18 protein-coding genes, 1 pseudogene and 1 riboswitch are annotated in these 21332 nt (G+C 68.7%); of the genes and pseudogenes, 14 read left to right on the plus strand and 5 right to left on the minus strand.

Going from position 1 to position 21332, the window contains the following annotated elements:
• Nucleotides 1-67 precede the first annotated feature (67 nt).
• Nucleotides 68-161: riboswitch (SAM riboswitch) on the plus strand.
• Nucleotides 162-171: 10 nt separating this feature from the next.
• The 13 genes from NP4_RS20765 (at nt 172) to NP4_RS20825 (ending at nt 14737) form a co-directional block, all read left to right on the plus strand.
• Nucleotides 172-1113: an amino acid ABC transporter permease gene (locus NP4_RS20765; protein WP_068000174.1), complete on the plus strand. Its 942-nt coding sequence runs from the start codon at nt 172-174 to the stop codon at nt 1111-1113.
• Nucleotides 1110-1874, plus strand: a complete 765-nt coding sequence (locus tag NP4_RS20770; protein ID WP_068000175.1) for an amino acid ABC transporter ATP-binding protein — start codon at nt 1110-1112, stop codon at nt 1872-1874. Before NP4_RS20765 ends, NP4_RS20770 begins: the two co-directional genes overlap by 4 nt.
• 37 nt (nt 1875-1911) lie before the next feature.
• A complete protein-coding gene (locus NP4_RS20775; RefSeq protein ID WP_068000176.1) occupies nt 1912-2400 on the plus strand; it encodes a GNAT family N-acetyltransferase in 489 nt (162 codons plus the stop codon).
• Nucleotides 2397-3452, plus strand: a complete 1056-nt coding sequence (locus tag NP4_RS20780; protein ID WP_068000177.1) for an LLM class flavin-dependent oxidoreductase — start codon at nt 2397-2399, stop codon at nt 3450-3452. The genes NP4_RS20775 and NP4_RS20780 overlap by 4 nt, the downstream gene beginning before the upstream one ends.
• A gap of 16 nt (nt 3453-3468) precedes the next feature.
• Nucleotides 3469-5076: an ABC transporter substrate-binding protein gene (locus NP4_RS20785; protein ID WP_068000179.1), complete on the plus strand. Its 1608-nt coding sequence runs from the start codon at nt 3469-3471 to the stop codon at nt 5074-5076.
• Nucleotides 5077-5080: 4 nt separating this feature from the next.
• Nucleotides 5081-6031: an ABC transporter permease gene (locus tag NP4_RS20790; RefSeq protein ID WP_068000181.1), complete on the plus strand. Its 951-nt coding sequence runs from the start codon at nt 5081-5083 to the stop codon at nt 6029-6031.
• Nucleotides 6032-6907, plus strand: a complete 876-nt coding sequence (locus tag NP4_RS20795; protein WP_068000183.1) for an ABC transporter permease — start codon at nt 6032-6034, stop codon at nt 6905-6907. It begins immediately after the preceding gene.
• Nucleotides 6904-8514, plus strand: a complete 1611-nt coding sequence (locus NP4_RS20800; protein WP_068000187.1) for a dipeptide ABC transporter ATP-binding protein — start codon at nt 6904-6906, stop codon at nt 8512-8514. The genes NP4_RS20795 and NP4_RS20800 overlap by 4 nt, the downstream gene beginning before the upstream one ends.
• A complete protein-coding gene (locus tag NP4_RS20805) occupies nt 8515-9576 on the plus strand; it encodes an LLM class flavin-dependent oxidoreductase (RefSeq protein ID WP_068000189.1) in 1062 nt (353 codons plus the stop codon).
• Between the two features lie 8 nt (nt 9577-9584).
• The gene (locus tag NP4_RS20810; protein ID WP_068000192.1) at nt 9585-10949 is read left to right on the plus strand and encodes an NtaA/DmoA family FMN-dependent monooxygenase; all 1365 of its coding nucleotides are present in this window, start codon (nt 9585-9587) and stop codon (nt 10947-10949) included.
• A complete protein-coding gene (locus NP4_RS20815; RefSeq protein WP_068000194.1) occupies nt 10946-11752 on the plus strand; it encodes a DUF1684 domain-containing protein in 807 nt (268 codons plus the stop codon). Before NP4_RS20810 ends, NP4_RS20815 begins: the two co-directional genes overlap by 4 nt.
• A complete protein-coding gene (locus NP4_RS20820) occupies nt 11749-12882 on the plus strand; it encodes an LLM class flavin-dependent oxidoreductase (RefSeq protein ID WP_068000196.1) in 1134 nt (377 codons plus the stop codon). The genes NP4_RS20815 and NP4_RS20820 overlap by 4 nt, the downstream gene beginning before the upstream one ends.
• A 91-nt stretch (nt 12883-12973) precedes the next feature.
• Nucleotides 12974-14737, plus strand: coding sequence for an ArnT family glycosyltransferase (locus NP4_RS20825; RefSeq protein ID WP_169813775.1), 1764 nt, complete (start codon nt 12974-12976; stop codon nt 14735-14737).
• A gap of 1 nt (nt 14738) precedes the next feature.
• On the opposite strand, the gene NP4_RS20830 is transcribed toward NP4_RS20825, so the two are convergent.
• The 5 genes and pseudogenes from NP4_RS20830 to NP4_RS20850 form a co-directional block, all read right to left on the minus strand.
• Nucleotides 14739-14981 (minus strand): hypothetical protein, encoded by a 243-nt coding sequence (locus NP4_RS20830; protein ID WP_068000201.1) that lies wholly within the window; start codon nt 14979-14981, stop codon nt 14739-14741.
• Between the two features lie 28 nt (nt 14982-15009).
• A complete protein-coding gene (locus tag NP4_RS20835) occupies nt 15010-17709 on the minus strand; it encodes a fumarate reductase/succinate dehydrogenase flavoprotein subunit (protein WP_068000203.1) in 2700 nt (899 codons plus the stop codon).
• A gap of 107 nt (nt 17710-17816) precedes the next feature.
• Nucleotides 17817-18488, minus strand: a pseudogene (locus NP4_RS20840) (type 2 periplasmic-binding domain-containing protein); the annotation flags it as partial.
• A gap of 25 nt (nt 18489-18513) precedes the next feature.
• The gene (locus NP4_RS20845; protein WP_040744775.1) at nt 18514-18741 is read right to left on the minus strand and encodes a 4Fe-4S dicluster domain-containing protein; all 228 of its coding nucleotides are present in this window, start codon (nt 18739-18741) and stop codon (nt 18514-18516) included.
• The gene (locus NP4_RS20850) at nt 18742-19506 is read right to left on the minus strand and encodes a GntR family transcriptional regulator (protein WP_068000204.1); all 765 of its coding nucleotides are present in this window, start codon (nt 19504-19506) and stop codon (nt 18742-18744) included.
• Between the two features lie 479 nt (nt 19507-19985).
• On the opposite strand from NP4_RS20850, the gene NP4_RS20855 reads away from it, so the two are divergent.
• Nucleotides 19986-21251, plus strand: coding sequence for an ROK family protein (locus NP4_RS20855; protein ID WP_068000205.1), 1266 nt, complete (start codon nt 19986-19988; stop codon nt 21249-21251).
• Nucleotides 21252-21332 lie beyond the last annotated feature (81 nt).

A 21332-nucleotide genomic window follows, 5' to 3' on the forward strand; every position in this document is an offset into this window, starting at 1 on the left:
TGCCAACCGTTGAATTCACGCTGATCGGGACGGCAGACACGGATAAGGGTGTCCGATACGTTCGAATTCACCATCCAGAGCGGTTGAGAGATCTGGCTCGACGAGACCGCAGCAACCCCCCGCGAGCCGGGTGCGGGTGCTACCGCCAGGACCGATGGAGGACCGCGATATATGACCACAGTGGCCGCTATCGATCCCTCGACCACCGATGCGGTGGCCGAGGACGCGCTGCCGGTCGCGCGCACCCGGCATCCGTGGCGCTGGCTCGCGGCGGCCGTCGCGCTGGTGCTGGTCGCCCAGTTCGCGCACGGGCTGATCACCAATCCCGGCTGGGACTGGCCGACTTTCGCCAGATACTTCACCGCCGATTCGGTCCTCGCCGCGCTGAAACTGACTGTGGAGCTGACCTTCTGGGGCACACTGTTCGGCTTCCTGCTCGGCATCTGGCTGGCCGTGGCGCGGCTGTCGAAAATCCCTGTACTGCAAGTGATCGCGTGGGCCTACGTATGGGCGTTCCGCTCGATTCCGCTGATCGTGCAGCTGCTGTTCTGGTTCAACATCGCCTATCTGTACAAGCGCCTGTCGATCGGAATCCCGTTCGGCCCCGCGTTTTTCAGCTTCGATGTCAACGGCGTGCTCAGCGGCTTCACCGCCGCGGTGATCGGATTGGCGCTGCATCAGGCGGCGTACTCGGCCGAAATCATCCGCGCCGGAATCATATCCGTGGATCCCGGTCAGCTGGAGGCGGCGAAATCGCTGGGCCTGCCGTGGCGGCGACAGTTCTTCACCATCGTGGCGCCGCAGGCCATGCGCGGCATCCTGCCCAATGCGGCCAACGAGGTGATCAGCCTGTTCAAGGGCACCTCGATCGTTTCGGTGATGGCGATCGCCGAGCTGTTCTACCAGGTGCAGGTGATCTACGGCCGCAACGGTCGAGTGGTGCCGCTGCTGATGGTGGCCACGGTCTGGTACATCGTGCTCACCAGCGTGCTGAGCGTCGTTCAGTACTACATCGAGCGGCATTTCGCCAAGGGCAGTCAGCGTGACCTACCGCCCACGCCCTGGCAGCGGGTGCGCGGCAAGGTGGCCGAGATCACGGGGGAGCGGCGATGAGCGAATACACCGTCGAATTACGGGGCGTGCGTAAACATTTCGGGGTCAACGAGGTGCTGCGCGGGATAGATCTCGCGGTACGCCCGGGCGAGGTGACCGTGATCCTGGGCCCGTCCGGATCCGGTAAGTCGACGCTGCTGCGGACCATCAATCATCTGGAGAAGGTCGACGCCGGAACCGTGCGGGTGGCCGGTGAACTGGTCGGCTATCGCCGCCGCGGCGCGAAACTGCACGAGCTGAGCGAGCGGGAGATCCTGCGGCAGCGCTCGCGCATCGGCTTCGTGTTCCAGAGCTTCAATCTGTTTCCGCATCTGACGGTGCTGGAAAATATTGCGCTGGCGCCGATTTCGGCCCAGGGCCGCTCGCGTGCCGAGGTCGAGGCCGAGGCGGTGGAACTGCTGGAGCGGGTCGGCCTGGCCGAGAAGGCCCACGAATATCCGCGGCGGCTGTCCGGCGGTCAGCAGCAGCGGGTGGCTATCGCTCGCGCTCTGGCGCTGCGACCGCGCGTGGTGCTGTTCGACGAACCGACCTCCGCGCTGGATCCGGAACTGGTCGGCGAGGTGCTCGACGTGATCCGGGCACTGGCCCGCGACGGCGCGACGCTGGTCATCGTCACCCACGAGGTCGGCTTCGCCCGCGAGATCGCCGACACCGTGGTGCTCATGGACGACGGGCGGATCGTCGAGCAGGGCCCGCCGGGGCAGGTGCTCGACAATCCGACCCATTCGCGCACCAAATCCTTTCTCGCGCATGTCCTCTGAGCGGGCCTCGGCCCGCCACGCCTCGAAGGGGAGAAGTATGACTTCGGTTCGCCACATCGCCCAGGACGACGCCCTGGCCGCGCCGCTGCTGGCCGAGCTGGCCATCGAATACAGCTCGCGCTACGGCCGCACCGCGGGCGAGGTGCACGCGGATCTGGTGACCTATCCGGCCGATCATTTCGCGCCGCCGCACGGCGGGCTGCTGGTGGTGCTCGAGGACGGAGAACCGGTGGCGGGCGGCGCATTTCAGCGCTACGACGAGCAGACCGCCGAACTCAAACGCATCTGGACCGCGAGCACCCATCGCCGGAAAGGTCTGGGCCGCATCGTCCTGGAACATCTCGAGGCCGAAATCGCCCGGCGCGGCTACCGGCGGATCTATCTGACCACCGGCCCGCGCCAGCCCGAGGCCGTCGCCCTCTACAACGCCACCGGCTACACCGCCCTGACGCGCGACATCGTCACCGAGGTCGGCGCGCTGCATCCGTTCGAGAAGTATCTGACCGAGGAGGCGTCTGTCGCATGAGGTTCCTGCTGCTGACCCTCATCACCCATCAGCCCGATCCCGTCACCGGCGCGGTCGAATCACCGGCTCGGCGATTGCGTCGCGCGGTCGAATCCGCCCGGCTCGCCGAGGAACTCGGCTACGACGGCTTCGCGGTCGGTGAGCGCCACGAGGATCCGTTCATCTCCTCGGCCCCGCCGGTGGTGCTCAGCCATATCGCCGCGGTGACCTCCTCGATCGCGCTGTTCACCGGCGTCACCACCTTGAGTCTGCTCGATCCGGTGCGCGCGTTCGAGGACTATTCGACGCTGGACAATCTGTCGGGCGGCCGCCTCGAACTGATCATCGGCAAGGGCAACGGCGCGGCGCAGGCGAAGCTGTTCCACGTCACGGCCGAGGATCAGTGGGAGCGCAACCGTGAGGGGTACGACCTGCTGCGGCTGCTGTGGGAGAACGAGTCGGTCACCTGGAGCGGGCGGTTCCGCCCGGCGCTGACCGAGGCCAAGGCGCTGCCGCGGCCGCTGCAGCCGCGCCTGCGCATCTGGCACGGCAGCGCCACCAGCCGCGATTCGGTGGAACTGGCCGCGCGTCACGGTGATCCGGTGTTCTCGGCGAATGTCACCTATCCGATCGACTCCTACGCCGAACTGATCGCCCACTACCGCGAGCGCTGGGCCGCATACGGTCACGATCCGGCACAGGCCCTGGTCGGCGCGGGCACCGCCGGGTTCTACGTCACCCGCGATTCACAGGACGCACTGCGCGCCTACCGGCCGATCTTCGAGGCCCGCCAGGCCGTCGCGCGAGAACACAACCTGCCCATCGTCTTTCCCACCGTCGAGGATTTCGTCGAGCGCAGTTCCGCTCTGGTCGGCAGTCCACAGCAGGTATTGGAGAAGGTCGAGCGCTATCACCGGGGCCTGGGCCACGAGGTGATCCACCTGAGCGCCGACGGCGACGGCCTCACCGATAAACAGCACCGCGAAAGCCTCGAACTGTTTCAGGCCGAGGTCGCCCCGGAACTGCGCCGCCGCATCGCGAGCCGCCCTCTGGGCGCGCAGCGACATTTGTAGAGAAGGAACCACCCCGATGAAACGACCCCTGGCCCTGTTCGGCGCCGTCGCCGCGACCGTCTCGCTGGCCGCGTGCGGCGCCGACACCGCCGGAGGCGAGTCCGCCGGACCGCCACATTCGGGCGGCACCCTGCGCTACGGTCTGTCGCAACCGCCGACCTGCTCGGATCCGGCGCAGTCCGGCACCAACCAAACCCTGTATGTGACACGGCAGATCGTCGATTCGCTGGTCGACCAGGATCCGGCCTCCGGCGAGATCCGGCCGTGGCTGGCCGACACCTGGACCGTCGCACCCGACGCCCGCGGCTTCACCTTCCACCTGCGCGAGGGCATCACCTTCAGCGACGGCACGCCGCTGACCGCGGATTCGGTGCGCAAGAACTTCGACGCCATCGTGCACACCGTCGGCGCGGCCAAGGCACCGCTGGCGGCGAGCTATCTGGCCGGATACACCGGCACCACGGTCGTGGACCCGCAGACGGCCCGCGTCGAATTCGCCACGCCCAACGCGCAATTCCTGCAGGCCGCCTCGACGCCGCAGCTGGGCATCCTGTCCGAGGCCGACACCGCGAAATCCGCCGACGACCGCTGCCTGGGCGCGAATATCGGCAGCGGGCCGTTCACCTACGCCGAATACAAACAGGGCGCGTCGGCGACGCTGGCCAAACGCACCGGATATCGCTGGGGTTCGGCGGTATTCGCCAATCACGGCGACGCCTATCTGGACCGCATCGCCTTCACCGTCATCCCCGAGTCGGGCGTGCGGACCGGCAGCCTGTCGTCCGGACAGCTCGATGCCGTCAGCGACGCCCTGGCCCAGGATGTGCCGCAGATCGAGGCCACCGGCGGGAAGGTGCTGTTCTACGCCAATCCGGGGCTGCCGTTCGGGCTGCAGCCCAATGTTAATCGGGGTCCGCTGCGCGATGCGGCGGTGCGGGGCGCGCTGCGCACTGCGATCGATCGCAAGGAACTGGTCGACACCGTACTGGGCCCGCAGTTCAAGACCGGCACCAGCGCTTTGGCGAGCACCACACCGGGCTATGTGGATCAGTCGGGACAACTCGGCTACGACCCCGACGCGGCCAAGCGCGCACTGGACGCGGCGGGCTGGGCGCCCGGGCCGGACGGCATTCGCGCCAAGGACGGGCAGCGGCTGTCGTTCGGGGTCATGTTCAGCGCGGTATTCGCCGGTAATCAGGCCATTCTGGAACTGGCGCAGCAGCAGGTCCGCAAGGTCGGGATCGAGTTGCGGCTGGAACCGGTCCCGCAGAACGAGGCCACGGCCCGGCAGAACACCCGCGACTTCGACTCCACCTACTACAACCTCACCCGCGCCGACGGCGACATTCTGCGCACCACCTTCGGCCTGGATCAGCGAAACCTCAACGGGCGCGGACCGATTCCGCCATTGGATCAGGCGCTCTCGGGCGAGCTGGCCACCACCGACGCCGCGGAGCGGGCGAAGCTGATCGGGCAGGCGCAGCGGCAGGTGCTCGACGAGGGGCTGTGGATTCCGACGGTCGAGCTGTCGCAGTCCATCGGCGTGGCGAACAGCGTGGCGGATGTGAAGTTCGAGGCGTCGGGCCGGTTGCAGTTCCACGACACCTGGTTGCGGGGGCGATGAGCCGATGACCCGATATGTGACCCTCCGACTTCTCCAGGCCGTCGCGGTGCTGTGGGCGGCGTTCACGGCCTCCTTCGCCGTGCTGTACCTGCTGCCCGGTGATCCGGTGGAACTGGCCGCGGGAGCCACTCCCGGCACACCGGTCGATCCGGCCGCGATCGCCGAGATGCGGGCGCGCTACGGGCTGGATCGGCCGGTGTGGCAACAGTATTGGACGGCGCTCGAACACGCGGTGCGCGGCGATCTGGGCCGGTCCATCGGTACGGGTCAGTCGGTCACCGATGCGCTCGGGGAGGCATTGCCGTCCACGCTCGCGCTGGCCACGGTGACGCTGACGCTGGCGGTGGTGTTCGGCACGGCCTTGGCATTGTCCGCCGCCTACACCGAGAAGCGCTGGCTGCGAGGGTTTTTGACCTCACTGCCGCCCGTCGGGGCGGCCGCGCCGACCTTCTGGGTGGGTCTGCTTCTGCTGCAGCTGTTCTCGTTCCGGCTGCGGTTGTTTCCCGCCTTCGGCGGCACCGGATTCAAAGGCGTCGTACTGCCCGCGATCACGCTGGCCGTCCCGATCGGCGCTGTGATCGCGCAGGTGCTCTACAGCAGCCTGTCGCAGACCTGGCGGCAGCCCTTCGTGGAAGTGGCCTTCGCCAAGGGCGCTTCGCGGCGCTGGGTGCAACTGCGGCATGTGCTGCGCCCGGCGCTCGCGCCCGCGCTGACCGTGGCGGGGGTGTGGGTCGGCACGGTGCTGGCGGGATCGGTGGTCGTGGAGACCGTGTTCTCGCGGGCGGGCATCGGCCGGTTGACCCAGACCGCGGTGCTGAATCAGGACATCCCCGTGGTGCAGGGCGTCATCGTGCTGACCGCGCTGGCGTTCGTCCTGGTGAATCTCGCCGTCGACCTCGTACTTCCCCTGTTCGATCCGCGGGTCGTGCGGGGCAATCGGATTGGAGGGGCCTAGATGACCGAGGTGCTCGCCGCTCCCCGGCCGGATCTCGACCGGCTCGGCGCGCCCGGCTGGGCATGGGCGGGAAAGACATTGCGCGCCAATATATTCGTGGCGCTGTCGGTACTCGTGCTGGCGCTGGCCCTCGGCTGGGCGGTGGCGCCGTCGGTATTCGCGGGGCGTGACCCGTTGATCGGCGTGCCCGCGGAGAAGCTGCGCGGGCCCAGTGCGCGGCACTGGTTCGGCACCGACAATCTCGGACGTGACATCTACACCCGAGTGGTGCACGCGGCCGGACTGTCGCTGACCGCCACGGTGGCCGCGGTGTTGCTCGGACTGGTGCTCGGGGCGCTGATCGGGCTGATCGCGGGTGCGGCCGGGGGCGTGGTCGACACGGTGATCATGCGGATCGTGGATGTGCTGCTGTCGATTCCGGAACTGCTGACCGCGCTGGCGCTGGTGACTGTGCTGGGCTTCGGCACCCGCAATGTGGCGATCGCGGTGGGCCTCGCGCTGGTGGCCCGGTTCGCCCGGGTGATGCGCGCGGAGGTGCTGCGGGTGCGACGCGCGCCGTATGTGGAGGCCGCCTTCGCCGCGGGTGTGCGCTGGCCGATCGTGCTGGGGCGACACATTCTGCGCAACGCCTATGCGCCCGTCGCGGCCCTGGCGGCAGTCGAATTCGGGGTCGCGGTGCTGGCGGTGTCCTCGCTGAGCTTTCTCGGCTACGGCGCGGTTCCGCCCACTCCCGAATGGGGTTCGCTGATCGCCGAGGGCCGCAACTTCCTGGCCACGTCCTGGTGGATGACCACCCTGCCGGGCCTGGTCATTGTCGCGGTCGTTCTCGCCGCCCAGCGCCTCGCGCGTGCCATCGGACAGGACGGTGCGCGATGAGTGCGGCCGAGCTGCTGCGGATCGAGGATCTGCGGGTCGAGTACCCCGCCACCGACACCGTTGCCGTGCGGGGCGTTTCGCTTACGGTCTCGCAGGGGGAGACCGTGGCCCTGGTCGGCGAATCCGGCTCGGGCAAGTCCAGCCTGGCCCACGCGGTGATCGGGCTGCTGTCCGGCGGCTCGATCACCGGCGGACGGATAGCTTTCGCGGGCGATCGGATCGACGACGCGTCGCAGCGGTCCCTGCGCCGAATCCGCGGCGCGCGTATCGGTTTGGTGCCACAGGATCCGGGCACCTCGTTGAATCCGGTACTGCGCATCGGTGATCAGGTCGGTGAGGCGCTGCGGATCCACGGTCGCGCCACCCGCAAAACGGCGTGGGCCCGGGCCGTGGCGATCCTGTCCGAGGCCGGACTGGATCGGCCCGAACTGCGGGCCCGGCAGTATCCCCAGGATCTGTCCGGCGGCCAGCGCCAGCGGGTGCTGATCGGAATCGCGCTGGCCTGCCGCCCCGAACTGGTGATCGCCGACGAGCCGACCAGCGCGCTGGATGTGACCGTGCAGCGGCGCATCCTCGATCATCTGGCCGCGCGCACGGCCGAGACCGGCAGCGCGGTACTGCTGATCACCCACGACCTGGGTGTGGCGGCGGAGCGGGCCGATCGCATCGTGGTCATGCGCGGCGGCGAGATCGTCGAAACCGGAGCCACCGCGGCGGTGCTCGCCAATCCCCGGCACGAATACACCCAGCGGCTGCTCGCGGCCGCGCCGAGTCTGGACACCGACGTGCGGCCCGCGCGCCCGGCCGCCGAGACGCCGCTGCTCTCGGCGACCGGATTGCGCCGCGGCTTCCGCATCGGCCGCGGCGAGACCCTGACCGCCGTCGACGACGTCGCGCTACATGTCGATCGCGGCGAAACCCTGGCCGTGGTGGGCGAATCCGGCTCCGGCAAGACGACCACCGCGCGCATCCTGGCCCGATTCGAACCCGCCGACGCCGGAACGATCACCTTCGACGGACTCGATATCGGGCGGCTGCGCGGCGGGCGGCTGCGCGAACTGCGCCGCCGTATCCAATTCGTGCACCAGAACCCTTATGCCGCACTGAATCCCAAACTCACCGTCGCGCAGACCATCGCGGAACCGTTGCGGGCCTTCGCCGTCGGCGATCGTGCCGAGCGGCGCGCCCGCGTGGACGAACTACTCGATCAGGTCGCCTTGTCGCACACCTATGGGCGACGGCGACCGGCGGAACTGTCCGGCGGGCAGCGTCAGCGCGTCGCCATCGCGCGCGCCCTGGCCCTGCATCCGGATCTGGTGATTCTCGACGAACCGGTTTCGGCCCTGGACGTTTCGGTACAGGCCCAGATCCTCGACCTGCTCGAGCGGCTGCAGCGTGAACTGGGCCTGAGCTATCTGTTCATCACCCACGACCTGGCCGTGGTCCGGCGCGTCGCCGACCGGGTGGCGGTCATGCGTGCCGGGGCGATCGTCGAGACGTCCGGGACCGCGGAGCTGTTCCAGCATCCGCGCCACGAGTACACCCGCGAACTGCTGTCGGCCATACCGGGGGCCCGGACGCCGACCGCCATCGAAAGGACGGCCTGAATGACCCATTCACAACCGCTGCTGGGTGTCGAATTGTCCGGCACCGGAACGCATCCCGCCTCCTGGCGACGCGCCGATTCGCGCGCCGAGGAGCTGTTCACCGCCGGTTACTGGCTCGACGCGATCCGGGCCGCCGAGGCCGCGGGACTGGATCTGGCCTTCCTACCGGATTCGTTCGCGCCGCAGGAGGCCGGTGCGATCGGGCGGCTCGAGGCGGTCGGCATCGCCGCGCGGGCGGCCGCGGCCACCCGGCGAATCGGGCTGATTCCGCAGGCGCCGGTGACCCACACCGAGCCGTTCCATCTCTCCAAGGCGATCGCCAGCCTGGATTTCGCCACGCACGGCCGGGCGGGCTGGGAGGTCACCGTCTCCGCCGGTCAGGCGGCGCTGTTCGGGCGCAAGGCCGAACAGGATCCGGCCGCGCGGTGGCGAGAGGCCGATGAGGCGGTGGAGGTGGTGACCCGGCTGTGGGACAGCTGGGAGGACGACGCGGAGATCCGCGACCTGTCGACCGGGCGTTTCCTCGATCGCGACAAGCTGCACTACATCGACTTCGTCGGGGAGAACTTCTCGGTCAAGGGGCCGTCCATCACACCGCGACCGCCGCAGGGACAGCCGCTGGTGGCGGTGCGGGCCGAGGACGAACACAGCACGCGCGTCGCGGTCGAGCGCGCCGATCTGATCCGCGTCTCCACACCGGACCCGCAGGGCGCGCGCCGGATTCGCGAGGAACTGCGGGCCGCGATCGCCGCGGCGGGTCGCGATCCGGAGCTGGTATCGGTGCTGATCGATATCGAGGTGCATCTCGCGGCGAGCGAACAGGCGGCCGCGGACGAGCTGGCGCAGCTCGAGGCGTGGACGGCCACGAAGCCGGAGACGCTGCGGCACATCGGAACTCCCGCATCCCTGCGCGCGCTGCTCGCCGAGCTGCCCGCCGACGGTGTGGTCCTGCGCCCACTGGCGCTGCCCGCCTTCGTCGCTCAGTTGCCGCAGCTCGCACCAACTCTGCGCGACCGGCTCGGCCTGCCGCGCCCGGTCAACCGCTACGCGCTCACCGCCTGAGGACGGATATGCCGAACAACAAGGTACGCAAGCAGATTCATCTGGCCGCCCATTTCCCGGGCGTCAACAACACCACGGTGTGGAGCGATCCGGATTCCGGCAGTCAGATCGACTTCGACTCGTTCGTCCATCTGGCGCGCACCGCCGAGCGCGGGCTTTTCGACTTCTTCTTCCTGGCCGAGGGGCTGCGGCTGCGCGAACATCGCGGCAGGATCTTCGATCTCGACGTGGTGGGCCGCCCCGACACATTCACCGTGCTCAACGCGCTGGCGGGTGTGACCGAGCGGCTCGGTCTGGCCGGGACGATCAACACCACCTTCAACGAACCCTTCGAACTGGCAAAGCAATTCGCCACGCTGGATCATCTGTCGGGCGGCCGGGCGGCCTGGAACGCGGTCACCTCCTCCGATGCCTTCACCGGTGAGAACTTCCGGCGCGGCGGCTATCTCGAGCACGCCCAGCGCTACAGCCGCGCCGCCGAGATCGTGGACGCGACGCGCGCGCTGTGGGACAGCTGGTCCGAGGGCGCGCTCGTAATCGACCGGGAGCGCGGCGTTTTCGCGCGGCCCGCCCCGACCGTGCGCTTCACCAGCGAGCAGTTCGATATCGAGGGTCCGTTCGTCCTGCCGCGCAGCCCGCAGGGCTACCCGGTGCAGATCCAGGCGGGCGATTCCGATGAGGGCCGGGAGTTCGCCGCGGCCAAGGCCGATGCCATCTTCAGCAGGCACGGCGAACTCGAGGACGGGCAGCAGTTCTATACCGATGTGAAGGCGCGGCTCGCGAAATACGGCCGGGCCCGTGACGATTTGAAGATTCTGCCCGCCGCGACCTTCGTTCTCGGCGACAGCGCCGAGGACGCCGAGGAGCGGGCGCGCCAGATCCGGCTGCAGCAGGTCGGTCCGCAGACCGCGATCGCCTTCCTCGAACAGGTGTGGGGCCGTGACCTTTCCGGCTACGACGCCGACGGTCCGCTGCCAGAGATCGATCCGGTCGACAATGTGGACATCACCCGCGGCCGGGTGCGCCACGCGAAGGATCCGCGCGCGGTGGCCGATGCCTGGCGGGCGCGGGCCGAGGCGGAGAAGCTGACCATTCGGCAGCTGATCATCGAGGTGACCGCGCGCCAGCAGTTCGTCGGCACACCCGCCGCGGTGGCCGCCGAAATCGACCGCTATGTGCAGAGCGATGCGGCCGACGGTTTCGTGCTCGTCCCGCACATCACCCCGCACGGCCTCGACGAATTCGTCGACAAGGTGATCCCGGAACTGCAGGAGCGCGGCAGTTTCCGCGCCGAGTACACCGGCACGACCCTGCGTGAACATCTGGGCGTGCGCCATCCGCATCAGAGCAGTGAAGGAGTCCGGGCGTCATGACCGCTGTCACCACCGAATTCGAACAGCAGTGGCGGGACTGGCACGCCGAGCGGCAGCGCTGGGCGCGCGAACCGCTGGGCTGGCTGAGTCTGACCGGGCTGCACTGGCTGGGCGAGGCGGATGAGGGTATCGCGGGGTTGCCGGGACGCTGGCGCGTCGAGGGAGAGAAGGTGGTCGTCACGAGCGCGGCCGCGGACGGGTTGACCCTCGATGGCGACATCCTCTCCGGCAGTACCGAACTCACTCCCGCCGAGGGTGCGGCGGGTCTCGAGATCCGGGTGGGCGAGCGCAGTATCGAGGTGATCCGGCGGACCGGGCAGTTCGCGCTGCGGGTACACGATCCGGCCGCGGCGACGCTGGCGGCGTTCACCGAGATCCCCACCTTCGCCCCCGATCCGCGCTGGGCCGTGATCGGCGTATTCGAGCCGTACGACAGCGCTCGAACCCTGACCACCGGCGCGGTGGTGCAGGGGCTGGAACATCATCATCCGGCCGCCGGAACCATCACCTTCCGAATCGGTGACGCCGAATACCGGCTCATCGCTTTCGGCGACGCGAAATCCGGTCTGCGCATTCTGTTCACCGATGCCACCAGCGGCGTGAGCACCTATCCCGGTGCGCGATTGCTGCCGATCGGCGTGCCCGACGGCGACGGCGGGGTGCTGCTCGATTTCAACCGCGCCCAGAACCTGCCCTGCGCGTTCACCGACTACGCCACCTGCCCGGTCGCCCCCGCCGAGAATCGGCTGCCGGTGGCGATCTCGGCCGGTGAACGCGATCCCCGAAAGAAGGTCGTGCGATGAGTGTTCCGCTGTCGATTCTGGATCTGTCGCCGATCAGCGCGGGTTCCACCGCGCAGCAGGCGATCCGCAATTCCGTCGACCTGGCCCGGCACGCGGAGAGCTGGGGCTATCGGCGGTACTGGGTGGCCGAACATCATTTCGTGCGGGTGGCCAGCTCGTCGACGGCCACGCTGATCGGGCTGATCGCGGCCGCCACCAAGTCGATTCGAGTCGGTTCGGCCGCGGTGCAGCTGGGCCAGCACACCTCGGCCTCGGTGGTCGAGGCATTCGGGACGATCGATGCGCTCTACCCCGGACGCCTCGATCTGGGGCTCGGGCGGTCGGCGCATCGGCTCGCGCAGATCCGCTCGGCCGGGGTGCCGCCGGTCCCCGCGCCGCAGCGGCCGACCGAGGTGCGCGACGGCGTGGTGATCCCGCCGCCGTTCTCGCCCGGGCAGGTGCTCGACACCAGCCGGGTGGCCGCGGGTTACGAGGCGCTGGTGCTGCCGGGTGCGCAGTCGCTGGACTACACCGAGCAGGTGGAACAGATCCGCGCCCTGCTCGGCGGGACGTATCGCAGTTCGGACGGCATTGCGCTGCAGGCGGTTCCGGGTGAGGGCGCGGATGTGGAGCTGTGGTTGTTCGGCAGCAGCGGCGGTGAGAGCGCCCAGCTCGCGGGTCGCCTCGGGCTGCCCTTCGCCGCGAACTACCACGTCTCGCCCGGAACGATCCTGGAAACCGTTGCCGCATACCGCGAATCGTTCCGGCCCTCGGACCGATACCCGCGCCCCTATCTGGTGGTCTCGGCCGATGTGGTCGTCGCGGAGGACGAGGCGACGGCGAGCCATCTCGCCTCCACCTACGGCCATTGGGTCTACAGCATCCGCAGCGGTGCGGGCGCGGCCGACTACCTCGATCCCGACACCGCGGCGCCCCTGACCGAACAGCAACTGCGTCTGGTCCGGGACCGGGTGACCACCCAATTCGTCGGCGCCCCCGCCACCGTCGCCCAGCGGCTGCAAGCCCTCCAGCAGCTGACCGGTGCGGACGAGCTGGTGATCACCAGCGTCACCCACGACCATCGGGATCGCCTCACCTCCCATCGCCTGCTCGCCGAAGCCTGGGGCCTGCAACACATCCGAGCCGCCTGATCCCCTCGCCTGTCCACCTCCGGGTGGAATTTCGGGTGGAAATTCCGCAATCCGTTTGACCTGCATGTTCAGGTCACGGATCGTGGGCGGGGTGACGAATGCAGGTGACCACCGGCGGTGGGCGCGGCCCGCGGTGTGGCTCATCGCCGCGGTCGCGGGCGGGGCATACGCGTGGGGGATCGCGCAGCAGAAGCCGCAGCTGTACTACGCGGCCGTGGCGCGATCGATGTCGATGAGCTGGCACAACTTCGTCTTCGCGGCCTTCGATCCCGAGGCGCGGCTGAGCGTCGACAAACTGCCGGGGGCGTTCTGGGCGCAGGCGTTGTCGGTGCGGATCTTCGGGGCGCATGTGTGGGCCGTGGTGCTGCCGCAGGTGATCTGGGGTGTGCTGACGATTCTGCTGCTGTATCGGGTGGTCCGGCGGGTTTCGGGGCCGTGGCCCGCGGTCGCGGCGGCCGCCGTCGCGGCCTGTGTGCCGGTGACCGTGGCGCTGAATCGCGGGAATCTACCCGACAGCCTGCTGGTGCTGCTGCTGGTCGCGGCGGTCGATCGGGTGCTGGCCGCGCTCGAATCGGATCGCCGACGGGATCTGGTCTGGGCGGGCGTGCTCATCGGTGCGGCCTTTCAGGTCAAGATGGTGCAGGCGTGGTTGGTCGTACCGGTGATCGGCGTCGCGTTGCTGGTTACCGCGCCCGCCGGTCGGCTTCGTCGCCGGATCGCCGATACGGCGCTGTTCGGCGTTGTGGCACTGGTGTTTTCGCTGAGCTGGATGACGGTTGTCAGCCTGGTTCCGGCGCACGATCGCCCGTATGTCGATGGCAGTCACGACAATTCGCTGTTCGAGCAGGTGTTCCTCTACAACGCCGCCGACCGCACCGACAATGCCTTCAGCGTCGGCGCGGCCAATTTCGCCGTGGGCGATGATGGCCGCAACTACCGTTCCGCCCTGGTCCTCGGGCCCGATGACCATCTCGCCCATATCTTCACCGGTGGTGGCGGCCGCGATGCGGGCTGGCTGGTTCCACTGGCGCTGGCCGCCCTGATCGCCCTCGCGGTCCTGGCCCGGCGTCGTGGTCGCACCGATCCGCGGACCGCCGCGCTGGTGTTGTGGGGCGGCTGGCTGTTGGTATACCTCGCGGTGTTCCTGGTTATCGGCACGGTGAATCCGTACTATCTGGCGGCGCTCGCGCCGCCGATCGCCGCGCTGATCGGTATGGCCGTGGCCGAATATGGCTCCGCCCCAACGCGAATGCGCCGAGTCGCCCTCGTCGCGGTGCTGGCGACGGTCGCCTACGGCTGGTGGTTGCTGGCTCCCGCGCCGCCGACGCTGCGCTGGGTCACACTGTCCGTGGCGCTGGCCCTGTGCGCGCTGGCCGTGGCGACCCGCGCGGTGATTCCGCTGCTACTGGCCGCGCTCGCGGCCCCGGCCGTCGCCGCGGCCGCATTGGTGGTCGGCGGTTACGGCTGTCTGGATATGCCGTTCGAATCCGCGCAGACCAGCGCGATCACCCAGCGCTTCGTCGGGGAGGCATTCGACGAGGCAGGTGGGTTGCTCGCGAAACTGGACAAGGATATGCCGAACGCGCGCTATCCGATCGTCGCGCACACCTCGATGGTGGCCTCGCCCTTCATTTTCGTCAGCGGCCGGGAGATACCGTCGATCGGCGGTTATACCGGAACGGCCCCGGCCATCTCGGTGGATGATCTCGCGCGGATGGTCGCTCGGCACGAGATCGGAATCGTGCTGCTCGCACGGGCCGACGACGACCGGGTGCGGTGGGTCGAGGGGCATTGCAAACATCTGCCGGGCGATTCGGGTTCGTCGATCCAGGCGTATGTCTGCGCGGCGCGCTGATTCAGGGCTGTGTGGCGCCCAGTCGTTGGGCGAGCAACTCCTTACCCATTCGCGCGCCCTTGCGGCTGTCGGCCTGAGCCTTGCGGAAGAAATCGGCCAGTTCGGTATCGCCCTCGCGCTCGGCGTCGGAGATATAGGTCTCGAGTCGCAGCGCATTGTCCAGTGCGGCCTCGGTGAACCACAGCAGGTTGTAATCCTTGTCCTTGGTGCCGGTGACGTTTCCGGTCTCCTGTGCATGAGTCATATCGTTCGCCTACCCTGGCTCGACCGGGTCAAACGGCGGTCAGCGCCCGGCGCGCGTAGGCCCGGACATCGGCGTCGGAATCGTCGAGCGCGGCGCTCAGCGCCGCCCGGGCCCGCTCGTCGCCCGACCACTCGCTGAGCGTGAGCACGGCCGCCTTGCGGACGTCCGGATGCGGATCGGTCAGCGCCTCCCGCAGCGGTTCGGCCGCCGCCGCGACACCCGCCGAACCCCATCCGCGCGCGGCCCCGACCCGTACCTGCCAGGCCGAATCACCAAGTGCCCCGGCGAGTATCGCGGAATCCTCGGGACCGCCCAGGGCGGCGAGCGCCGCGAGTGCGGCCGCGCGCACGAGCGGATCGCGATCGGCCGCCAGCTCCCGCAGGGTCTGCGCGCCGCCGCGCCCGACGGTGGCCAGCCCGTGCGCGGCGGCGACGCGGACCTCACGGTTCTCATCATGTGCCACGGCGGTCAGCGCGTTCCAGTCGTCCACCGAGACCAGCGCCCGCACCCCCGCGATCCGCACCCGATGGTCGGAGTCGACGGCGGCCTTGCCGAACAGCTCGGTCGAACCGGACCGCAATGCCCGCAGCAGATCCACGACCGCGGCCCGGACCACGGGGTCGGGTGAATCGGCGTGCTCGGCCAATTCGCCCGAGTCGGGCAGGATTTCGACCAATTCGCGCAGACCGGATACCGCGGCCGTACGTACGGGCGCGGCCGCATCGCCGAGGGCATTGATCAGGGCCGCCGCGAAGCCGTCCGGCGTTCCCTCGGTGACCGTGGACAGCGCCGTGACCCGCACGCGAGGATCCGGATCGTCCAGGTAGGAGGCCAGTTCGCACAGCGTGGGCGAATCGAGGGACAGCAGCTGCGCGATACGCGGTGCGGCGGAACCGTTCTCGGCCTCGATCGTATGACCGGCCGATCGCGTGACGACCGGTGCGGCCGATCCGGTCCGGGGCGGGCGCGCGACCAGTGCGGGTTCGTCCACCGGCAGCGTCTCCCGCGACTCCGACGGGATATCGGCGAATTCCGGCACCGGCACGAAATACGGTGCTACGGGCCGCTTCAGGAACTCCATGCGCCCGTCCGGGCCCTTACGCAGATTCAGGTGGTAACGCCAGTCCTCGTCCTGCCGCTCGGGCATATCGGCCCGATCGTGATAGAGGCCCCAGCGTGATTCGGTGCGGGTGAGCGAGGAGCGAGCCGCCATCTCCGCGCAGTCGCGAATGAAACTCACTTCGGCGCAGCGCATCAGCTCGTGCGGTGTGGTCGCGCCCATGCCACCGATCTCCGCGCGCATCCGCTCGAACGCCTCCACAGCCAGCGACAGTTTGGTGGCCGTTTTGGGCGGTGCCACATAATCGTTGACGAAGCGGCGCAGTTTGTACTCGACCTGCGGCTGGGGCGGACCGTCCGGATGATGGAGCGGCTGGTAGATCAGCTCGTGTGCGGCCGCTAGCTGGTCGGCCGGAAGTTCCTGGGGCGCGGCCACTTCGGCCAGAGTCGAGACGGCGTGGGAACCGGCCAGATCGCCGTAGACGAACGCGCCGATCATGTAGTTGTGCGGCACGCAGGCCAGATCACCGGCCGCGTACAGGCCCGGCACGGTGGTGCGCGCATGCTCGTCCACCCATACGCCGGACGCGGAATGTCCACTGCACAAACCGATCTCGGAGATGTGCATCTCGATATCGTGGGTGCGGTAGTCGTGGCCGCGATTGGCGTGGAAGGTGCCGCGGGTGGGGCGCTCGGTGGTGTGCAGAATGCCCTCCAGGGCGTCGAGTGTCTCCTCGGGTAGGTGCGAGACCTTCAGATAGATCGGCCCGCGGGCGGATTCGATCTCGCGCTCGACCTCCGCCATCATCTGCCCGGACCAGTAGTCGGAGTCGACGAATCGCTCCCCGGCGGCATTGACCTGATAACCGCCGAACGGATTGGCGACGTAGGCGCAAGCCGGTCCGTTGTAGTCCTTGATCAGCGGATTGATCTGAAAGCATTCGATACCCGACAGCTCCGCGCCCGCGTGGTAGGCCATGGCGTAGCCATCGCCCGCATTGGTCGGATTCTCGTAGGTGCCGTAGAGGTAGCCCGAGGCTGGCAGGCCCAGGCGTCCGCAGGGTCCGGTCGCCAGGATGACCGCCTTCGCGCCCACGGCCACGAATTCCCCGGTGCGCGTGTGCAATGCGGCCGCGCCGACCGCGCGGCCGCCCTCGGTCAGTACCCGCACCGGCATGAGCCGGTTCTCGATGCGGATCCGCTCGCGCATCTTGCGTTGGCGCAGTACGCGATACAGGGCCTTCTTGACGTCCTTGCCCTCCGGCATCGGCAGGACATAGGAGCCGGAGCGATGCACCCGGCGCACCGCGTACTCGCCGTAGGCGTCCTTCTCGAATTTCACGCCGTAGCGCTCCAGCCGCTGCACCATGGCGAAACCGCGGGTGGCGGTCTGATAGATGGTGCGCTGGTTGACGATTCCGTCATTGGCGCGCGTGATCTCGGCGACGTAATCCTCCGGCTCGGCCTTACCGGGAATGACGGCATTGTTCACACCGTCCATACCCATGGCCAGGGCGCCGGAATGGCGTACGTGGGCCTTCTCCAGCAGCAGTACGTTCGCGCCCGCCTCGGCCGCGGTCAGGGCCGCCATGGTGCCCGCGGTGCCACCGCCGATCACGAGCACATCGCAGTCGAGGCGGGTGGTGTCGGCCAGGTCCGGAATCATCATCGGTGTCCACTCCCCGCCAGTTCGTCCGAATGGCGCAGGGCCGCGAGTATTTCGGCGCGCAGCGCACCGCGATCCACCCGGCCTCCCGGGGGCGCGGCGCCTCGGTTCAGTTCGGCCCCGTCGTAGAGCAGCCGGGCCTTGTTCTGGAACACCAGCAGGCCGGGCCACGCCACGAACTGCGACAGCGCCCGCACCTTACCGGATTCCAGCGCCGAGGCGTCGATCTGCGGTTGTTGGTTGAGCACCTCGACGCCCGATTCGGGATCGATTCCGGCCCGGCTCAGCGTGCCGTCGCCCGCCGCGCCGATACTCGACGAAACCTTCTGTCCGGCAAGGTCGTCGATTGTGCGGGCCGGTGAGTTCGCGGCGACCACGACCGTATTGAGCGCACCCTTGGGCTGATATCCGGTCACCGACACCAGTGCGGTGCGCGAGCGTTCGGAGGTCTGGGTGCGGGATCCGTTGATCAGCAGCGGATAGTCGCCCATCGAACCGATATGGATCTTCTCCGCGACCATCTGCGCGGTGATCGGGGCGCCGGTGTCGTAGTCCTGCCACTCCACCCGGTACTGGTGACCATCGATGTGCGCGAGGCGTTGCTCCAGGAAACCCTTGGCTTTCAACAGGGTTCCGGCGGTGACGGTGTTGCTGGTGTTGGATCGACAGCCGATGACGACCCGGACGGTATCGCCGGAGGCGGCCGATTCGAGGGAGCAACCGCTCGCGGCCAGCGCCACGATGGCGGCCGCCGAGAGCGGACGGGCGGGACGGTACTTCATGGGATTCCTCGGAGAACGCGCCCGATCAGCGCAGCAGATACGGCATGTTCACGGTGACCGCGCCGGTCGGGCAGCGGGCCGCGCACGGGCCGCAGTACCAGCACTCGTCCACGTGCATATAGGCCTTGCCGTTGTCGGGGTTGATCGCCAGCGAATCCAGCGGGCAGATCTCCACACAGAGCGTGCACCCCTGGATGCACAGGGATTCGTCGATGGTCACCGGGACATCGGCCCGCTGATTCACCAGGGCCATTCAGATCAGCCTCCAATCGCTGTCGGCGGGCCGGATCAGGCTGCCGCGCATGGTGATTCGGTCGCCGCGCATGCGGATGTATTCGAGATCGACCGGCCGTTCGTCCTCCAGCCGGGTGAGCCGCTCGAGCAGCAGCAGGGCGCCACCCTCGGGCATCTGGAGCGTGGCCGCGGAATGCGAGTCGGCGGTGATCGCCTCGAGCACCAGATCGGCCGAGCCCAGCGGGCCGCCGCTGATGTCCTCGATGAGCGCGAAGATGTCGTTGGTCTCCAGATCGCGCGCGATCACCCGCGCGCCGATATCGGGGACCAAATAGGTCATATCCAGGCTGAGCGGTAGATCGCCGAGACAGCGCAGCCGTTCTATATAGACGGCCTGTTCGCCGGGGGCCAGGCCCAGTCGTCGCGCCACCGCGGGCGGGGCGGGCACCGCGCGGGCCGCGCGCACCTCGTTGCGGACCTCGCCGTGGCCGCGCAGGGTCTCCTTCAGCCCGCGCAGCGAATCCAGGCCGTGTTCGTATTTGCGCTGGGCCACATGGGTGCCGACCTTCGGCGCGCGCTCGATCAGGCCCTCGTCCTTGAGCAGCGCCAAGGCGTCGCGCACGGTATTGCGCGAGACGGCGAATTCCGACGCCAGTTCGGCCTCGGCCGGGAGCGCGTCCTCGAACGCCCCGGCGTGGATCTGCTGACGCAGGACATCGGCCACCTGCCGGGCTCGGTCGGCCCGTCGGATGCCCGTGGCGCCGCGCACCGATTGCAGCGTCACCTCGGTCTCCTTCCGCCGTTCACCTGCGGTTTGTGACTGTAGGTGGGTGAATCGGGCGGGCCGGGGCAGTCGCTTCCGGGTGGCAGGGCGGGTGTGGGTAATCCGCCGCCTCGCGGGCGGTCGGTCCTGCCCGAACGCCCGAATTCCCGGCTATTGCGCCACCCCGCGGACCTGCTCGAAAAGTTATATTCAGGCAGATCGCAATGCATGCGTACCGCCTGGTCTGGCGTCGGGCAGACATAGGATGATAACTTCGTACGCATGTCCTCCAGCCGTCCGAACGCCGCACGCGTCACGTATGTGACCGTTGCGCTCGGTGTGCGGCTGCCGCGGCAGCGGGAACTGTGTTGTCCCCGTCCGCGCAGCTGAGAACCGCTCCAGTCCTTTTCGTCGACTGATTTCGGGCCCTTCTCGCTGCCTTGTTGCTGCCCCTTTCGGACATGTCCCGTGATCACGGGACTACAACAAGGACTTCGCACATGACGAGCCCCACCCTCGAGCGACCGTCTACCGTCACCCTGCCCGCCCGGACCGCCCCCGCGCGTCCGGCCGTACCGCCCGAACTGCGCATCGCCGACAATCCCGCGGCCGCGGTGCTTCGGGCCGCCACTCGCGGGCCCATCTTCCGCGATTCCGCCGCCCAGACAACGGGTTTGAGCATCGCAACCGTGAATCGCCAAGTATCCGCGCTGCTTTCGGCGGGGCTACTGCGAGAGCGGGCCGACCTCACCGCATCCGGAGCCGTCGGGCGGCCGCGGGTGCCCTTCGAGGTCGACACCGATTCCTACACCACCCTCGGCGTGCACATCGGCGCCACGGTGAGCCGTATCGTCGCGGCCGATCTGTCCGGCCGCATTCTCGGCGGTCTCGAGATCGCCACCCCGCAGGCGGGTCAGGAGGCCGCGCTGACCATCATCGCGCGCAGCGCGAAGGCGTTCCTGGATCGGCTGCCACGCCGGCGGCCGCTGTGGACCGGTGTGGCACTGGCCGGGCGGGTCGACCCGTCCGCCGGTGTCGTGGATCATCCGCGGCTGGACTGGCAGGCCGCGCCGGTGGCCGCCGTATTCGGCGCGGTCCTGGACCTGCCGGTATCGGTGGCCGCGCACGTCGAGGCGATGGCCGCCGCCGAACTGCTGCTCAGCTCCGGGACCGAGGAACAGCGGCCCGGTTCCAGCCTCTACATCTACGCCCGTGAAACCGCGGGAGTCGCTGTGACACTGCACGATCGGGTGCACACCCCCGCCAACGGCCCCGGCTCGATCGCCCACCTGCCCACCGGCTCGGACGTCGAATGCTCGTGCGGCCGCCGCGGCTGCTTGGAGGTCACCGTCGGCGAGGGCGCTCTGCTGGCCCGCGCCGTCCGAGCGGGCATCGTCCCCAAACGCGAGGCGCCCCGCCGCCCCGTCATCGCCGACCTCTACCGCGCCGCCGAATCCGGCTCCGCCCCCGCCCGCGACCTCCTCCTGGAACGAGCCGAAATCCTGGGCCGCACCGCGGCCCTGGTCCGCGACATGTTCAACCCCGATCGAGTAATCCTCGGCGGCCAAGCCTTCACCGCCTACCGCCCCGGAATAGAAACAGTCGCAAAGGCTTTCACCCAAAGCACCACCCTCCCCCCAGCCGACCTCCGCATAAGCCGCTTCGGCGGCCGAGTCCAAGAACACGCCGCCTCCGTAACGGCCCTGAGCGTCTTCTACGCCGACCCCCTCTCCGCCATGCGCCGCTCCACCCGCAACCCGCGCTGACCCTCGCCTCGTTCCTCGGCGAGGGGAACAAGGACAACCCTCGTCGAGAGGAATGAAGGACGGCCCTCGCGTGTGGGGAAT

The organism is Nocardia pseudobrasiliensis NBRC 108224, from assembly GCF_001613105.1.
Taxonomy (GTDB): domain Bacteria; phylum Actinomycetota; class Actinomycetes; order Mycobacteriales; family Mycobacteriaceae; genus Nocardia; species Nocardia pseudobrasiliensis.

What these genes read in the sequence shown, in the direction of transcription:
- NP4_RS20820 (WP_068000196.1), top strand. Translation starts at nt 11,749, where the DNA reads ATGAGTGTTCCGCTGTCGATTCTGGATCTGTCGCCGATCAGCGCGGGT.
- NP4_RS20780 (WP_068000177.1), top strand. Translation starts at nt 2,397, where the DNA reads ATGAGGTTCCTGCTGCTGACCCTCATCACCCATCAGCCCGATCCCGTC.
- NP4_RS20855 (WP_068000205.1), top strand. Translation starts at nt 19,986, where the DNA reads ATGACGAGCCCCACCCTCGAGCGACCGTCTACCGTCACCCTGCCCGCC.
- NP4_RS20770 (WP_068000175.1), top strand. Translation starts at nt 1,110, where the DNA reads ATGAGCGAATACACCGTCGAATTACGGGGCGTGCGTAAACATTTCGGG.
- NP4_RS20800 (WP_068000187.1), top strand. Translation starts at nt 6,904, where the DNA reads ATGAGTGCGGCCGAGCTGCTGCGGATCGAGGATCTGCGGGTCGAGTAC.
- NP4_RS20785 (WP_068000179.1), top strand. Translation starts at nt 3,469, where the DNA reads ATGAAACGACCCCTGGCCCTGTTCGGCGCCGTCGCCGCGACCGTCTCG.
- NP4_RS20810 (WP_068000192.1), top strand. Translation starts at nt 9,585, where the DNA reads ATGCCGAACAACAAGGTACGCAAGCAGATTCATCTGGCCGCCCATTTC.
- NP4_RS20795 (WP_068000183.1), top strand. Translation starts at nt 6,032, where the DNA reads ATGACCGAGGTGCTCGCCGCTCCCCGGCCGGATCTCGACCGGCTCGGC.
- NP4_RS20815 (WP_068000194.1), top strand. Translation starts at nt 10,946, where the DNA reads ATGACCGCTGTCACCACCGAATTCGAACAGCAGTGGCGGGACTGGCAC.
- NP4_RS20830 (WP_068000201.1), bottom strand. Translation starts at nt 14,981, where the DNA reads ATGACTCATGCACAGGAGACCGGAAACGTCACCGGCACCAAGGACAAG.
- NP4_RS20790 (WP_068000181.1), top strand. Translation starts at nt 5,081, where the DNA reads ATGACCCGATATGTGACCCTCCGACTTCTCCAGGCCGTCGCGGTGCTG.
- NP4_RS20845 (WP_040744775.1), bottom strand. Translation starts at nt 18,741, where the DNA reads ATGGCCCTGGTGAATCAGCGGGCCGATGTCCCGGTGACCATCGACGAA.
- NP4_RS20765 (WP_068000174.1), top strand. Translation starts at nt 172, where the DNA reads ATGACCACAGTGGCCGCTATCGATCCCTCGACCACCGATGCGGTGGCC.
- NP4_RS20775 (WP_068000176.1), top strand. Translation starts at nt 1,912, where the DNA reads ATGACTTCGGTTCGCCACATCGCCCAGGACGACGCCCTGGCCGCGCCG.
- NP4_RS20805 (WP_068000189.1), top strand. Translation starts at nt 8,515, where the DNA reads ATGACCCATTCACAACCGCTGCTGGGTGTCGAATTGTCCGGCACCGGA.
- NP4_RS20835 (WP_068000203.1), bottom strand. Translation starts at nt 17,709, where the DNA reads ATGATGATTCCGGACCTGGCCGACACCACCCGCCTCGACTGCGATGTG.